Origin of the sequence: Pseudovibrio sp. Tun.PSC04-5.I4 (assembly GCF_900104145.1) — a bacterium.
GTDB lineage: Bacteria > Pseudomonadota > Alphaproteobacteria > Rhizobiales > Stappiaceae > Pseudovibrio.
The window spans coordinates 71,621-88,738 of record NZ_FNLB01000008.1 but is presented as its reverse complement, the minus strand read 5'-3'; the positions used below and the strand labels follow the sequence as shown (position 1 = coordinate 88,738).

Here is a 17,118-nt window from a genome sequence, read left to right as displayed (position 1 = left end):
TCTGATCATGCAGAAACCTTCTTGAACGCAGCGCGTCCGAGGGCGGTCATTGTGTTGAGGACGGCGACGCCAAGTTTTGCCTCTGTCCTCTGATTGTTCAGCTTTCGTGACCTGAGCGTGGTCCCGATCACCTGCTTAAAGCGGCCCATCAAGGTTTCGCCTCGAGACCTTCGACCATATCCGGTTTGCTTTTGCCAAGACATCCTGCCGTTCTTTTGAATGGCAAGAATATCCCGGTCGCGAGCAGTGGGGGCGGTGGCAGCCTGTGGGCCGGGGATAGCTGTTTTGGGAGGTGGAATGATGATCTCAACACCGTCATAGCGCTTTGCTATTTCCTGTCGTGTCGTGAAGCCATCATAAGCGCCATCCCCTAAAAACGTTGCCACCGGACCCTCAACCTGATCCAACAGATCCGGCACAACGGCTGGATCGGCAACCGTATCCTCAGTCAGTTCAGAACATACGATTTCGCCGGTATTTAGATCAAGGCCAAGGTGAATTTTGCGCCAAGTTCTGCGCTTTATCCTGGTTCCATGCTTGGTTTCCTGCCATTCTCCGGCACCAAAGATCTTAACGCCTGTACTATCGATTACCAGCGCTACTGGCTCAGAGTTCGTTCGCGGTTTGGGTTTTGAAAGTTTCAAGCCATCTGCGCGGCGCGACAGGGTTGAAAAGTCAGGAACCGGTAAAACCAACTCCATCAAATGGAACACAGACCTCACAAACCCTTGAGTCTGCCTCAAAGCAAGACCGAATACGACCCGGATCTGCAAACAGGTTTCAATGGCAAGCTCTGAAAACTTGGCGGGCCGTCCACGTCGTTGGTTCTCGGGTGCAAACCAAGCCTTGGCAGCGCTCTCTTCAATCCAAACCGTGACATCGCCGCGACGACGCAAGCTTTCATTATACTTCGACCAGTTCGTCACTTTGTAGTTGGCTTTGGCAAACTTATGTCGGCGATCAGCATTGGCTTTAAACGGCATGAAGTGAATCTTCATTGAAGGAAATATCAGCCGGAATATACGCCGGAAGCGTATTTATGCAACATGTGTCCATCAACCCCATCAGCGCCGTGTCAAAGGCACTTTCGGCGATGACAATATTCATTATGAGAATTGCTGCACCAACAGCACACACCCGATGCTAACCCCGTGCAATAAATTCATATCCAGTGCAATGCTCACAAACAGCGCCAGTATCGCAAAGCGATTTAGTGCCTTGGTGTTCTCCTGTTGGTGGCATCATGCCAGTTTCAGGAGCTAAATCCACTTATACTACCTGTCCAAAAAACCTGAGCCATCTCTGTACACGGAGCTTCTTCACAACAGGCACTAACATAATTCCTCCAGCTTTAATCGCTAGAAGCTTCGCTCATATAGTCAAAAATGTAAGGCGGAATCAAAACAGCGCTTACACTCATACTCTGTGATAGACTGTTTACTTATAGGCCACTCCATAAGCGCGCCTTTAGGTATACTGCAAATGTCCTGCTCTACCATCTCATATCCTCTATGCAGGGGGATCTTGCTGCGCCTGCTGCGTTCTGCCATGCATTCTGCGTGGAACTGACAAACATCCTTAGAAAAAGGCAAGGCGCCAGTATTCAGAAAACGGACTGCGCCTGTCACGTCACGAGCTGTTATCACCTTACCTGCGTTATGAATGCTTGGAGAAAATGGAATATCGATTACACCAACTTCAGTAGCTTTAATCAAACCTTGAGCGACATCTCCTCTGCCTAACTCTAGGACAGAGTTCAAGATTGCCATCGTTTCTTCTTCAATAAGATTTATCTCAGACAGAACTTTTTCCCAGTCCAACGCAGTGACTGAGCTTACCTCAATCCCTTCTCTGACAAGTTGTAAGCTTTCTACATTTTCTTCAACATATGGAATTCTTAACGCCTCGACGCTAGTCTTTATTAACATACGCGTTGCTTTAGATAAGCATGCAGTGGTAGAAGACGATCTAATAAGATCTCTTGCTTTAGTTTTCTGCTCTGGAAAGGCTGCCATATATTGATGAAATACCGTTGATATTTGAATTTCTCCTAGTTCTATTAGCCTAAAGAACTGTCTCGTTAACCGAGGAATTGCTTGTATTGCAGCGACATCTTGTATTCTATTGCCCTGCTCTGCGTAGCCGATCGATACTGCTTTGACACCCTGCTTCGCCGCAAGAGCACTCTCAAGGATCCCAACAGCGATTGCAATCGATGGAGGAATAAGTGTCGCGGTAAGTACACCAAAAAATTCTCTATCTATAATAATACCGAAATCTTCATAATAACGTCCGACTAGTCTATCAACATATTTCCAAGCTTGTATCGAGTGAATGACAGAGTAGTCCTTATAATAAGGTAAATTGTAACAAATTGCTCCACCTTCAAAGGCCGTTACTCCACCTCCAAAGCAAATTTCTGCTAGCAGCCGAGGATCTCTTGTACTATGTCTGCACTGCAGTGGTGTAGAGACTTGGAGAGCAATCCTCTGTAATGCGCCAGCTCCGTGATTAACCACCGGAAACCCATTTAGCGCAGACACTCCTGTATAACGGCTCTCAATAATTGCTTGCTCGGCACCAGAATAATTGTTGTTACGCGTCAACGAGTCCACTTGATAAGAAAGGACAGGAGCACCAGCTGCCTCCAATTTCTTAAAAATATCAAGTTGCTTCTGCTCCTCTGCAACACCACTTCTAGGCTGAATTAACACTTCACCATTCAAGCTTGCTTGCATCTGCAGGCGTGCGAGGTTTGGGCAATCTGCAAGAAAAACAGCATTCTTGCGTAACGAACGAACATCAGCGCCAGTTTTCCATTGCAACAGCACGTTGTTTCTTTCGAAATCGTGATCGATATCAGATACCTGACTGTCGATACATAACTCTGTATGTTTTGTTTTATTAAGGCCTTGCAAGGGAACAGCCAATGCTTGTCGAGGGACCTTCTCATTAAGGTCCTTTTTGAGCGATTTTATAACCTGTGCAAGATCCACAAAACTTAGAAAAACTCTTTGAAAGCCTATTTCTTTAAAAAGACGTTTAGCTCGATCAATAGATAGGACAGAAGGATTCCCACCAAGGTACCAAATAATTTCCTCTTCTTTACTTAGTCTTGGAAAGTCCCGTAAATAGTGATGAGCATGCCCATCCATACAGGATATCATAACAACATCCATGCCTTTTGCTTTAGCAATTACTTCTTTTATATCGTTTTGAATACCTAGGAAGTATACATTGTACCCCGCAAGGCAGATCGCTTGATTTAATAAAATAAGACCTACAGAATGCGCATCACCACCTATGCCTGCTAACAAGATGTTATACTGGTTTTCTTTACTCATAGTACACCTAAAATTGTTATGTCTATTTAATAGTCAATGGATGAAGTTGTGTTATCATTTAGGAATCCCCGTTGATTGCGGCTGCGTTGCATAAACCAGGAGAGGTGGTCCCGTTTGTTTGGACAGTTGAGCATCATCTATAAGGACCATGTTGCATGGGTCAGAATTAGCGCATGGCTTGCCAAACCCGTAAATTTGGGTTTAAGAAACACGCTCGAACGCGGGGCGTCCGAGGGCAGTCATTGTGTTGAGAACGGCGACGCCAACTTTTGCCTCCGTCTTCTGATTTTCAAAATCTCGTGATTTGAGCCTGGCCCCGATCACTTGCTTATAGCGGCCCATCAAGGTTTCTCCTCGCGCCCGTTGACCATACCCGGTTTCCTTCTGCCAGGATATTCTCGCCATTCGTTTGAATGGCGAGAATATCCTTGTCACGCGCAGTGGGGGCGGTCTCAGCTTGAGGGCTGGGAACTGCGGTTTTGGGTGGCGGAATAATGACCTCCACGCCCTCAAAGCGGTTAGCCAATTCTTTCCGGTTTTGCTCGCCATCATAGGCACCATCGCCAAGAAACCTGGCAACCGGGCCTTCAACTTGGCCCAACAATTCTGGCAAGGTCGTTGGGTCGCCAACACTCTCTTCAGTGAGTTCAGAGCACAAAATTTCGCCGGTGTTCAAGTCCAGGCCAAGGTGCAATTTGCGCCAGGATCTGCGCTTTATCCTAGTTCCATGCTTGGTTTCCTGCCATTCACCTGCACCAAATATCTTCAAGCTAGTACTGTCAACCACCAGATGCACGGGCTCTTTTCCAATCTTTGATTTCATGTTTGAAAGCTGCAAGTTTCCCGCTCTGCGAGACAAGGTTGAAAAATCAGGTACTGGAAGATCTCGCTTCATAAGCCTGAACACAGAGCGCAGGAAGCCTTGCGTCTGGCGTAGCGCCAGACCAAAGACCGCTCGGGCCGTCAGGCACACTTCAATCGCCAGAGCAGAGTATTGGGGCTGGCCACCACGCGTTGCTCTTTTGCTTGCTGACCAACTTTGAGCAACATCATGGCTGATCCACACACTCACATCTGCGCGCTGCCTCAGGCTCTCATTGTAATCACTCCAGTTCGTGACACCATAGCCGGGCTTCGCAAATTTGTGGCGTCGTGAGGCGTTGTACTTATGCGGCATTAGAACCTGATGAGACCATGAAAAGTGCTGAAGCTTAAACCTGTGTCTCGATCCCTGCAACAAGGTCAATATGAGGTGACAATATCTCTACTTTTGAACTCGATAAATTAGCGGGGGATTACCCAACCATAGGCGTCTTTTTGTTACGTACGTTTTTTTCTAGTTCTTCGATCATTGCAATTGTTGAGAAGTAATTGCTCGTCGTTTCAGCACTTCGAATAAGGCGGACGGAGCCATCTCTCTGTAACAGGAGCTCCTTTGGTCTCAAGCGGCCATTATAGTTGAAACCCATTGCAGACCCATGAGCACCTGTATCATGCACTATCATCAAATCGCCTTGTCTAGGCAATGGGAGCCTTCGCTGCCTTGCTAATTTATCGTTGTTCTCGCATAGAGATCCAACTACATCAAAAGTGGCAACTTTTTGATGTGTGAATGGTAAGGTTATGTGATGATATGCGTTTGGATACATCGCAGGTCGCATTAGAGAGCTCATTCCAGCATCAACTCCAACCATAGTTTGATATTTCTCCATGACATTTGTTACGCTAGTAACTAGTACACCATGCGGCCCAGTAACAAACCTTCCACATTCCGTGAAAAGAGATGTATCTTCCTTAAAGTATTTTGAGAAAGTAACCGGAAGGTTCTTCGCAAAGAGTTCGAAATTGAATGATTCTTCTTCAGGTCTGTAAGGTATGCCAATGCCTCCACCTATGTTTACGAATTCAAATTCTAAACCTACTTCTTGCGCTAGTTTTGCTGCGTGATCGAACACTATTTCTGCTAAACTTAATACATTAGTGGCAGATGTTTGATTTGAGCAGAGCATAGCGTGAAAACCGAAACGACTAGCCCCCAGAGTTTTAGCCGCATGATAAGCGTTTGCAATTCGCTCGTAAGGAATGCCAAACTTACTTTTCTCAGATGAACCAATATATTCACATTCTTGACTTACACTCCCCGATGACATTCTAAAACAAGCTAGATCAGGAAATGGTGAAACTTTATTTAAAAGACATTCATCATCAAGATTTATTATAGCTTCCACATCCATTGCTGCTTCAAATTCATGGGATTGCGTGTTGTTCGAAGTAAACAAGATGTCCCTTCCATAGGCCCCCGAGAGCAATGCCAACTCTATTTCGGGAATAGAAGCGCAATCGAACCCCATTCTTTCATCATAGAGGATTGAAAGAATATGTGGGTTTGGTAATGCTTTAACCGCATAATACTGACGAAATGGCATGACATTAGATAAAGAAGAAAAGAGTTTACATGTTTCTCTTATTCCGACTTCGTCGTAAATGTGGAATGGCGTCCCAAATTCTTTCGCTATATCTTTAAGTATAGGTATCAGCCGCTGGTTAAAACTTTGCAACATCGGCATATAAAGGCACCTCGATAAAGTAGTAGTAAATCTAAAAACATATTGAGCCTGCTTGCAGTCTTTATCCAGATTTTTTGTCTTAAGTCCATTTTACATAAGTTCTCGTTGATAGCTAAAAGCTAAAAGCTGAATAAGTGTAGTGTATTTATAATTATTGATCTACACATTATATTGGTGATATTTTTTCACTTTTATATTAGGGGTAATTTATGCGAGAGTAGTATTATCTAATTATAACTTATCTTCGAGATTATTTTGACACTGTATCTATTGATATAAGACAAAATTTTAAAAATGCTTTTTATTTGGGGGAGTGATGTTGGTTAGCTACTGCTCAAACAAGGACGCTATTGAGGCAATTTATCCGCCATCTCATCTTCAATTAGGGTTATTGTTTCACTCTTCGCTAGAGCCGAAATCAACAGCGTACTTAACAACGGTCGTGCGGCAATTTAGTGGTTTTTTTGACCGCGATAGTTTTGAAGCGTCTTGGCGTTATATTATTGAGCGCCATGAAGCTTTACGAGCTTGTTTTATATGGAAAGAAGTTGAAGAGCCTGTTCAAGTCATTTTACAAGAAGTGGCACTTCCGATTGACTGGCACGACTGGCGTCATTTGTCAAAATCCGAGCAAGATAAACGATTTTTTGAATTGGTTGATGAGGACAGGTCCCGGGGGTTGGATCCAGCTAGCGCACCACTGTTGCGGTTAACCCTTGTCCAAATGGATGATGAAGAGTATCGCGTAATTCTTACTATGCATCACCTTATCGTAGACGGGTGGTCATTACCCATCGTCTTTCGCGAGTTTATTGAATGTTATCGCGCTTTTTCATCCGGGCAAGAGCCGAGATTGGAACCGGTACGTCCATATGAAGACTATATTACTTGGTTAAATCAGCAGGATCAACAAGCCTCTGAAGCTTATTGGAGGTCTGCGCTAAGTGGTCTATTAGAGCCAACAAGATTAGGAGTGGGGAACTCAGCCAAACCAACAGATCAAAGTGTTCGACAGGTTATACATTCTCATAGATTGACGAGAACATTAACGCAAGCCTTGCAGGACTTTGCGCGACGAAATCGAGTGACGTTGAATACAGTGTTTCAAGCAGCTTGGGCTTTGCTTTTGAGCCGGCACAGCGAGACCAACGATATTGTTTTTGGAGCTACGACGTCTGGTCGGCCTCCAGAATTACGTGGGGTCGAAGACATCGTTGGAATGTTCATCAATACACTACCTGTGCGCGTTCGTATAAATCCCGACTGTGCTCTTGTTGACTGGCTTCACCAGTTGCAGATTGAGCAAACTGAGCGATTGGAGCACCAATATAGCCCGCTTGTTGATATCCATAACTGGAGTGATATTCCACAATCAAGTCCGCTGTTTGAAGTTCTGTACGTTTTCGAAAATTTTCCTACAGGTTCGAAAACAAAAAACACGACCACAAAATTAGAGAAGACAGTTTCTATAGAAAATATTCACAGTATATCCCATTCAAACTATCCTCTTTGTTTACGAGTTACGCCGCAACGAAAAGCTTTACTTGATATTCTTTTTGACCCTAAATATATTCCCTCGTCGGTTGCTGAGCGTTTGGTTGTCCATCTGGAGCGTCTTTTGGCGGCGATGGCCTCCGCAGATCCAGAGCAGAAGATCTCCACGCTCTCACTGCTTGATGAGGCAGAACGTCATCAGGTTTTAGAAGAGTGGAATGCAACGGCAGCAGATTATCCGCAAGACCGTTGCTTGCATGAGCTTATTGCTGAACAGGTTGCCCGACAGCCAGATGCAGTTGCAGTGGAGTTTGAGGGGCAGTGTTTAAGTTATGGTGAGTTAGAGGCTCGTGCCAATCAGCTTGCCCATCATCTGCGTACTCTTGGAGTTGGCCCAGAAGTTATTGTTGGCTTGTGCGTTGACCGGTCAGCTGAGATGGTTGTGAGTTTGCTGGCCATCCTCAAGGCTGGAGGTGCCTACCTTCCACTTGATCCTGCCTATCCGCCTGACCGGTTAGCGTTTATGCTGCAGGATGCGGGGGCCTCTCTTGTTGTATGTGATGATGCTCATTCAGGATTGGTCAGTGATCATCCGTTGGTGTGTTTGCAGGCCGATGCGGAGATCATTCGCCAATATCCTCAAAGCTCACCGGATGTGACGGTGGATGCTGAAAACCTTGCCTATGTGACTTACACGTCCGGCTCAACCGGACACCCTAAAGGGGTTTTAAGTTTACACCGAGGTGCCGGTAATTATTTAGAGCACTTTAGCCATCAATGGAATATTTCTGATACTGATCGCACCATCCAAATTCCATCTATAGTATTTGATGCTTCAATAAGAAATATCCTAGGTGTTCTAATCAGTGGTGGATATGTCTTTATACCCCCCAGGACTAATGTAAATGATCCAAGAATCATCGCTAATCTAATTCACACTAAAGAAATAACAGTATTAATGAGTGCAACCCCTAGCTTTATGGGTGAACTGTGCAGTCATTTAGAGAGTTTCAAAACACCAACTAGATCTATCAGAGCAGTATTTATATCTGGTGAGATACTCACTTGGCCTCTCTTAAATAGAATTCGTCGGCTTTCTAGCAATTCAATGACAGTTAATCTGTATGGGCCGACCGAATGTACAATGACCACAACTTATTTTGAGGTTCCGTCCGATACGTCGATTGACGAGCAAAAGTCGAGCTCTGTTCCGATCGGTTATCCGATCTGGAACACTCAGCTTTACGTTCTTGATGGAGGGCTTGAGCCTGTGCCTGTTGGGGTATCAGGCGAGCTTTACATTGGCGGAGTTGGCTTAGCTCGTGGTTATTTAGGGCGGCCGGATTTGACCGCGGAACGTTTTGTTCCAGATCCGTTTGGTTCGGCCGGAGGCCGGTTATACCGCACCGGAGACCGGGTTTGCCGGCGTGCTGATGGTGCACTTGAGTTCTTAGGTCGCTACGACCATCAGGTGAAGCTGCGGGGTTACCGGATCGAGACCGGTGAGATTGAAGCGGCTCTAACATCGCATCCATCCGTTGGTCAGGCAGCTGTGTTGCTACGTGCAGATGGCCCCGGAGAAGGGCGGCTGGTTGCTTATGTGGTCGGAGATGCAAGCGCAGGTGATTTACGCGCGCATCTTCAGCAGACCTTGCCTGATTACATGGTTCCAGCGGCATTTGTTACTTTGTCAGCTCTGCCCTTAACCCCGAACGGAAAGCTTGACCGCAAGGCGCTGCCAGAACCTGATGACAGCGGATTGGTGCGTAAGGCTTATATTGCTCCGCGTACACCAGTTGAAGAGATGCTTACCAGCATCTGGGCAGAAGTTCTGGGCGTGACACAGGTCGGCGTTGAGGACAACTTCTTCGATTTGGGGGGGCATTCCCTTCTAGCCATGCAGGTTATGGCGCGTGTGGGACAGGCTTTTGCTGTAGAGATACCGTTGAAGGCATTGTTCGAGGCACCATGCGTTAAAGATCTGGCGGCAGCTGTCGAGCTGGCTCTCGGTTTGGGCCGGACTATGGAAGATCTGCCTCTGGATCCAGTGGACCGAAGTGGGGCTTTGAAGCTTTCACACTCTCAAGAACGTCTTTGGTTTTTGGATCAACTGGCACCAGAACAGTCTGCTTATAATGTTTCCGGGGCAGTCAGGTTAAATGGTGCGTTGGATGTACCTTCACTTGAAAGGGCGTTTGCAGCACTGATTGAGCGTCATGAGAGCTTGCGCACGCGGATTGTAGAAGAAGAGGGGGTCGGTTATCAGGTAATTGATCCGCCGGCAGATTTCCTATTGAAGATTACCGATGTGGATGGCTTGTCCTCAGAACAGCTGAAGGCACACATGCAGGATCTGACTGCTGCGCGGTTTGATCTTTCGACTGGTCCCTTGTTCCGGGCAGAGCTTTTACGCCTTGCCGCGGATCGCCATGTGCTGGTTGTGAGCATACATCATATTGTTTCTGATGCCTGGTCCATAGGCGTCTTGGTGCGGGAACTGGGAGAGCTTTATGCTGCACAATGTGAGGAACGGCCAGCCGATCTTCCAACCCTGCCCGTGCAATATGCTGATTATGCCGCCTGGCAGCGGCGCTGGCTTGAGGGGGAGCGTCTGGAGGGGCAGCTTTCGTACTGGTGTGACAAGCTTCAGGAGCTTCCAACATTAGACCTTCCTACAGATCATCCTCGTCCGGCAGTGATGAGTGGCCATGGGGCCCGGATTGAGGTGACTTTCCCGGCTGAACTATCAGGCGCGTTGACAGCCTTGAGCCAGCGGGAAGGCGTGACCTTGTTCATGGTTCTTCTGGCAGCCTTTCAGGTTCTGCTCAGCCGTCACAGCGAGCAAAATGATGTGGTGGTGGGTGCCCCTGTGGCCGGGCGTCGCCGCCCAGAGCTGGAAGGGCTGATTGGCTTTTTTGTCAACACCTTGGTGTTGCGCGGCAATCTGTCAGATGATCCCAGTGTGCATGACCTTCTGGTTCGCACGAGAGAACTGGCGCTTGAAGCGTATGGTCATCAAGATGTGCCGTTTGAGCGGTTGGTTGAAGCACTCCAGCCGCAACGAGATCTTTCTCGCCACCCTCTGTTCCAGGCAATGTTGGTGCTGCAAAACGCTCCAGGGGATGCCATGGCACTGCCTGGTCTAAGCGTTCAGAGCGAGCCGCTCACAGGCAATACGGCAAAGTTTGATCTTACTTTGAGTTTGAGTGAAACGCGGGAAGGGCTGCGCGGGCGCCTGGAATACAGCACAGATCTGTTTGAAGCGTCGACAATGGAACGCCTGGTTGTCCATCTGGAGCGTCTTTTGGCGGCGATGGCCTCCGCAGATCCAGAGCAGAAGATCTCCACGCTCTCACTGCTTGATGAAACTGAACGTCATCAGGTTTTAGAAGAGTGGAATGCAACGGCAGCAGATTATCCGCAAGACCGTTGCTTGCATGAGCTTATTGCTGAACAGGTTGCCCGACAGCCAGATGCAGTTGCAGTGGAGTTTGAGGGGCAGTGTTTAAGTTATGGTGAGTTAGAGGCTCGTGCCAATCAGCTTGCCCATCATCTGCGTACTCTTGGAGTTGGCCCAGAAGTTATTGTTGGCTTGTGCGTTGACCGGTCAGCTGAGATGGTTGTGAGTTTGCTGGCCATCCTCAAGGCTGGAGGTGCCTACCTTCCACTTGATCCTGCCTATCCGCCTGACCGGTTAGCGTTTATGCTGCAGGATGCGGGGGCCTCTCTTGTTGTATGTGATGATGCTCATTCAGGATTGGTCAGTGATCATCCGTTGGTGTGTTTGCAGGCCGATGCGGAGATCATTCGCCAATATCCTCAAAGCTCACCGGATGTGACGGTGGATGCTGAAAACCTTGCCTATGTGATTTACACGTCCGGCTCAACCGGACGCCCGAAAGGGGTCATGATCCGTCACCAAAACCTGAAGAGCTATTTATTATGGGCAGCACATACTTATGGCGCAAGTGATTGGACCAAGTCACTTGTCCATAGTCCAATCTTCTTTGATCTTTCTGTTACCTCATTGTGGTTGCCCCTTTTGCTTGGGCGATGCTGTGAATTGGTTCCTGAGGAACCTGATGCTCTGAAGTTTACCTTGCAACGCATCCCAGATAGCAAAAGCTTTATAAAGCTCACCCCCAGCCATCTTCGTATGCTTGAGGGCGAAATCCCGACAGATGCTATTGATACAACCAACCTTCTTGTCATCGGTGGAGAAGCATTATCTAGCGATGGATTCGGTCCATGGTCGAAGAAACATACAACAGAGATCGTGAATGAGTATGGCCCATCTGAGGCAACAGTCGGTTGCTGTGTGCAAACAGTATCAATTCCGTCCGATACGTCGATTGGCGAGCAAAAGTCGAGCTCTGTTCCGATTGGTTATCCGATCTGGAACACTCAGCTTTACGTTCTTGATGGAGGGCTTGATCCTGTGCCTGTTGGGGTATCAGGCGAGCTTTACATTGGCGGAGTTGGCTTAGCTCGTGGTTACTTGGGGCGGCCGGATTTGACCGCGGAACGTTTTGTTCCAGATCCGTTTGGTTCGGCCGGAGGCCGGTTATACCGCACCGGAGACCGGGTTTACCGGCGTGCTGATGGTGCACTTGAGTTCTTAGGTCGCTACGACCATCAGGTGAAGCTGCGGGGTTACCGGATCGAGACCGGTGAGATTGAAGCGGCTCTAACATCGCATCCATCCGTTGGTCAGGCAGCTGTGTTGCTACGTGCAGATGGCCCCGGAGAAGGGCGGCTGGTTGCTTATGTGGTCGGAGATGCAAGCGCAGGTGATTTACGCGCGCATCTTCAGCAGACCTTGCCTGATTACATGGTTCCAGCGGCATTTGTTACTTTGTCAGCTCTGCCCTTAACCCCGAACGGAAAGCTTGACCGCAAGGCGCTGCCAGAACCTGATGACAGCGGATTGGTGCGTAAGGCTTATATTGCTCCGCGTACACCAGTTGAAGAGATGCTTACCAGCATCTGGGCAGAAGTTCTGGGCGTGACACAGGTCGGCGTTGAGGACAACTTCTTCGACTTGGGGGGGCATTCCCTTCTAGCCATGCAGGTTATGGCGCGTGTGGGACAGGCTTTTGCTGTAGAGATACCGTTGAAGGCATTGTTCGAGGCACCATGCGTTAAAGATCTGGCGGCAGCTGTCGAGCTGGCTCTCGGTTTGGGCCGGACTATGGAAGATCTGCCTCTGGATCCAGTGGACCGAAGTGGGGCTTTGAAGCTTTCACACTCTCAAGAACGTCTTTGGTTTTTGGATCAACTGGCACCAGAACAGTCTGCTTATAATGTTTCCGGGGCAGTCAGGTTAAATGGTGCGTTGGATGTACCTTCACTTGAAAGGGCGTTTACAGCACTGATTGAGCGTCATGAGAGCTTGCGCACGCGGATTGTAGAAGAAGAGGGGGTCGGTTATCAGGTAATTGATCCGCCGGCAGATTTCCTATTGAAGATTACCGATGTGGATGGCTTGTCCTCAGAACAGCTGAAGGCACACATGCAGGATCTGACTGCTGCGCGGTTTGATCTTTCGACTGGTCCCTTGTTCCGGGCAGAGCTTTTACGCCTTGCCGCGGATCGCCATGTGCTGGTTGTGAGCATACATCATATTGTTTCTGATGCCTGGTCCATAGGCGTCTTGGTGCGGGAACTGGGAGAGCTTTATGCTGCACAATGTGAGGAACGGCCAGCCGATCTTCCAACCCTGCCCGTGCAATATGCTGATTATGCCGCCTGGCAGCGGCGCTGGCTTGAGGGGGAGCGTCTGGAGGGGCAGCTTTCGTACTGGTGTGACAAGCTTCAGGAGCTTCCAACATTAGACCTTCCTACAGATCATCCTCGTCCGGCAGTGATGAGTGGCCATGGGGCCCGGATTGAGGTGACTTTCCCGGCTGAACTATCAGGCGCGTTGACAGCCTTGAGCCAGCGGGAAGGCGTGACCTTGTTCATGGTTCTTCTGGCAGCCTTTCAGGTTCTGCTCAGCCGTCACAGCGAGCAAAATGATGTGGTGGTGGGTGCCCCTGTGGCCGGGCGTCGCCGCCCAGAGCTGGAAGGGCTGATTGGCTTTTTTGTCAACACCTTGGTGTTGCGCGGCAATCTGTCAGATGATCCCAGTGTGCATGACCTTCTGGTTCGCACGAGAGAACTGGCGCTTGAAGCGTATGGTCATCAAGATGTGCCGTTTGAGCGGTTGGTTGAAGCACTCCAGCCGCAACGAGATCTTTCTCGCCACCCTCTGTTCCAGGCAATGTTGGTGCTGCAAAACGCTCCAGGGGATGCCATGGCACTGCCTGGTCTAAGCGTTCAGAGCGAGCCGCTCACAGGCAATACGGCAAAGTTTGATCTTACTTTGAGTTTGAGTGAAACGCGGGAAGGGCTGCGCGGGCGCCTGGAATACAGCACAGATCTGTTTGAAGCGTCGACAATGGAACGCCTGGTTGTCCATCTGGAGCGTCTTTTGGCGGCGATGGCCTCCGCAGATCCAGAGCAGAAGATCTCCACGCTCTCACTGCTTGATGAGGCAGAACGTCATCAGGTTTTAGAAGAGTGGAATGCAACGGCAGCAGATTATCCGCAAGACCGTTGCTTGCATGAGCTTATTGCTGAACAGGCTGCCCGACAGCCAGATGCAGTTGCAGTGGAGTTTGAGGGGCAGTGTTTAAGTTATGGTGAGTTAGAGGCTCGTGCCAATCAGCTTGCCCATCATTTGCGTACTCTTGGAGTTGGCCCAGAAGTTATTGTTGGCTTGTGCGTTGACCGGTCAGCTGAGATGGTTGTGAGTTTGCTGGCCATCCTCAAGGCTGGAGGTGCCTACCTTCCGCTTGATCCTGCCTATCCGCCTGACCGGTTAGCGTTTATGCTGCAGGATGCGGGGGCCTCTCTTGTTGTATGTGATGATGCTCATTCAGGATTGGTCAGTGATCATCCGTTGGTGTGTTTGCAGGCCGATGCGGAGATCATTCGCCAATATCCTCAAAGCTCACCGGATGTGACGGTGGATGCTGAAAACCTTGCCTATGTGATTTACACGTCCGGCTCAACCGGACGCCCGAAAGGAGTCATGATCCGTCATAGCAGTGCATGTAATTTGGTGACGGCGCTGATTGACGCGTTTGCCATTACAGCTAATTCTCGGGTTTTACAGTTCGCCAGCTTGAGTTTCGATGCTGCTGTGACTGAAGTATTCTGTACACTAAAAGCTGGTGCGCGGCTGATAGTCCCGCCTCCGCGTACTCATTTGGTTGGCTCTACATTGGCGGAGCAAATAATCAATCGGACTATCTCAGTTTTGGTAATTCCTCCATCTGTTTTAGCAACCCTTGATCTCAAGCTTGGCATTAACCTGACAACATTAGGAGTAGCAGGTGAAGCTTCACTTCCATCTTTATTGAAGCCATGGTGTGATGGACGGCGAATTATAAACGCTTACGGGCCTACAGAAGCAACTGTTTGCGTAAGTTGGTATTCGGTAAATGCAACAGAACAAACATCTGTTCCGATTGGTTATCCGATCTGGAACACTCAGCTTTACGTTCTTGATGGAGGGCTTGAGCCTGTGCCTGTTGGGGTATCAGGCGAGCTTTACATTGGCGGAGTTGGCTTAGCTCGTGGTTATTTAGGGCGGCCGGATTTGACCGCGGAACGTTTTGTTCCAGATCCGTTTGGTTCGGCCGGAGGCCGGTTATACCGCACCGGAGACCGGGTTTACCGGCGTGCTGATGGTGCACTTGAGTTCTTAGGTCGCTACGACCATCAGGTGAAGCTGCGGGGTTACCGGATCGAGACCGGTGAGATTGAAGCGGCTCTAACATCGCATCCATCTGTTGGTCAGGCAGCTGTGTTGCTACGTGCAGATGGCCCCGGAGAAGGGCGGCTGGTTGCTTATGTGGTCGGAGATGCAAGCGCAGGTGATTTACGCGCGCATCTTCAGCAGACCTTGCCTGATTACATGGTTCCAGCGGCATTTGTTACTTTGTCAGCTCTGCCCTTAACCCCGAACGGAAAGCTTGACCGCAAGGCGCTGCCAGAACCTGATGACAGCGGATTGGTGCGTAAGGCTTATATTGCTCCGCGTACACCAGTTGAAGAGATGCTTACCAGCATCTGGGCAGAAGTTCTGGGCGTGACACAGGTCGGCGTTGAGGACAACTTCTTCGATTTGGGGGGAGATTCTATCTTGGCCCTTCAGGTTATTAGTCGCGCTAAGCAACGTGGTCTTGGTTTGCAAGTCCGAGATATTTTTGCCAATCAATCGGTAACAGATTTGAGTAAGGTGATAAAAACACCGCACCTGGGAAGCGACGAGCAAGGTCCCATTATAGGGGACTCCGAACTGACCCCAATCCAACATTGGTTTATGAACCTCAAACTAGAGACACCAACTCATTGGAATCAAGGACTACTTCTCCGGTTGAATAGACCTATTGATTTTAACCTTTTAGCAGAGGCTTTAGCTGTTGTATTTACACACCATGATGTACTTCGGTCACGGTTTGTACACCGGGGAGATAGTTGGCGACAGGAGTTCAGTCCACCAGATACTAGACCTTATCTGGAGATGGTTGATCTAACGCCATTATCAGCAGAAGAACGCTCGACTCACATCACTCAAAAAGCAACTGAAGTTCAGACAGGTTTTTGTTTGACACAAGGCCCTCTATTGAAAGGCGTTTTCTTTGCCGAATCGACGGGATCGGGACAACTACTGCTAATAGCTCACCACTTAGTGGTTGATGGGGTTTCGTGGCGTGTTCTAATCGAAGATCTTTCAACCGCTTATTTAGCGATGGAACGTAATCAATTAGTAGAATTGCCGCCCAAGACTAGTTCTTGGCTGAACTGGACTAATAGACTGTTTGCCTACGCGGACAAGTTAGATAATGAAATTCCTTACTGGAAGGAGCAACCTTGGGAGCGAGCTATACCTCTTCCTGTTGACCACGCCGGAGACAATTTGGAAGGGACAGCAAAAACTATACGGAAGAAGTTAGACCGCCATACAACCGCACAATTAGTACATAAAATTCCGCGGGTTGGCGCTACCATCGAGACACTATTGTTAGCTAGTTTAGCGCAAACACTGACAGAAGCTACGGGTCAACCAATGGCGCTGATTGAACTTGAAGGACACGGTCGTGAAGAACTGTTTGAAGATCTCGATATAAGTCGGACGGTAGGTTGGTTTACAACAACTTATCCAATATTAATTGACCTCTCAAACATCACAAGCGCTGAAGTGTTAAAAAGAACTCAGGAAAGCTTAGATGCAGTGCCCTGCAGAGGTATTGGTTATGGTTTGCTGCGCGAAATAAAAAGCGATTTAAGAGAAATACCAACACCACAAGTTAGCCTTAATTACTTGGGGCATTTTGATCAAACCTTCTCTAACAGCAACCTATTCGAGCCAACAAAAGGGAGTATTGGTGCAAACCGTGGTGCTGATAACCAGAGGCCCCATCTTCTCGATATAACAGCAAGAGTAATAAATAACTGCCTCTCAGTCGATTGGACGTATAACCCGACGCTGCACAATAAAGAGTACATAGAACGCTTAGCAGAAACATTCTTAGATAAGATAAAAAAAATATCAAATGAATGTTCTGAAGCACAAGAAATAGTACATTTAACAAAGCAAAGTAAAGTAAATATTACTGATGTCAAAAGTATAGTTTCTAGATTTAAATAATATTGAGAACTAA

General features: G+C 48.3%; 6 protein-coding genes. 1 reads left to right on the top strand and 5 read right to left on the bottom strand.

The window, feature by feature from the left end; translation table 11 throughout:
* Positions 1-5: 5 nt before the first annotated feature.
* From BLS62_RS28020 to BLS62_RS28005, 5 genes are all read right to left on the bottom strand, one after another.
* On the bottom strand, positions 6-998 hold the full coding sequence (locus BLS62_RS28020) for an IS5 family transposase (RefSeq protein ID WP_244283682.1): 993 nt from the start codon (positions 996-998) through the stop codon (positions 6-8).
* A 381-nt stretch (positions 999-1,379) separates the two neighbouring features.
* Complete coding sequence (locus tag BLS62_RS28015; protein ID WP_093190205.1) at positions 1,380-3,344, bottom strand: methylaspartate mutase subunit E; 1,965 nt, start codon at positions 3,342-3,344, stop codon at positions 1,380-1,382.
* Between the two features lie 201 nt (positions 3,345-3,545).
* Positions 3,546-3,686, bottom strand: coding sequence for a hypothetical protein (locus BLS62_RS32385; RefSeq protein ID WP_244283681.1), 141 nt, complete (start codon positions 3,684-3,686; stop codon positions 3,546-3,548).
* Complete coding sequence (locus BLS62_RS28010; protein ID WP_244283680.1) at positions 3,673-4,521, bottom strand: IS5 family transposase; 849 nt, start codon at positions 4,519-4,521, stop codon at positions 3,673-3,675. Before BLS62_RS28010 ends, BLS62_RS32385 begins: the two co-directional genes overlap by 14 nt.
* 118 nt (positions 4,522-4,639) lie before the next feature.
* Complete coding sequence (locus BLS62_RS28005) at positions 4,640-5,911, bottom strand: diaminopimelate decarboxylase (protein WP_093190203.1); 1,272 nt, start codon at positions 5,909-5,911, stop codon at positions 4,640-4,642.
* A gap of 316 nt (positions 5,912-6,227) precedes the next feature.
* Here BLS62_RS28005 and BLS62_RS28000 point away from each other — a divergent pair, with 316 nt between their 5' ends.
* A complete protein-coding gene (locus BLS62_RS28000) occupies positions 6,228-17,105 on the top strand; it encodes a non-ribosomal peptide synthetase (protein ID WP_093190201.1) in 10,878 nt (3,625 codons plus the stop codon).
* Positions 17,106-17,118: the final 13 nt, after the last annotated feature.

Coding starts and splice junctions, on each gene's coding strand:
- BLS62_RS28020 (WP_244283682.1), bottom strand. CDS start 998: ATGAAGATTCACTTCATGCCGTTTAAAGCCAATGCTGATCGCCGACAT.
- BLS62_RS28015 (WP_093190205.1), bottom strand. CDS start 3,344: ATGAGTAAAGAAAACCAGTATAACATCTTGTTAGCAGGCATAGGTGGT.
- BLS62_RS32385 (WP_244283681.1), bottom strand. CDS start 3,686: ATGGGCCGCTATAAGCAAGTGATCGGGGCCAGGCTCAAATCACGAGAT.
- BLS62_RS28010 (WP_244283680.1), bottom strand. CDS start 4,521: ATGCCGCATAAGTACAACGCCTCACGACGCCACAAATTTGCGAAGCCC.
- BLS62_RS28005 (WP_093190203.1), bottom strand. CDS start 5,911: ATGCCGATGTTGCAAAGTTTTAACCAGCGGCTGATACCTATACTTAAA.
- BLS62_RS28000 (WP_093190201.1), top strand. CDS start 6,228: ATGTTGGTTAGCTACTGCTCAAACAAGGACGCTATTGAGGCAATTTAT.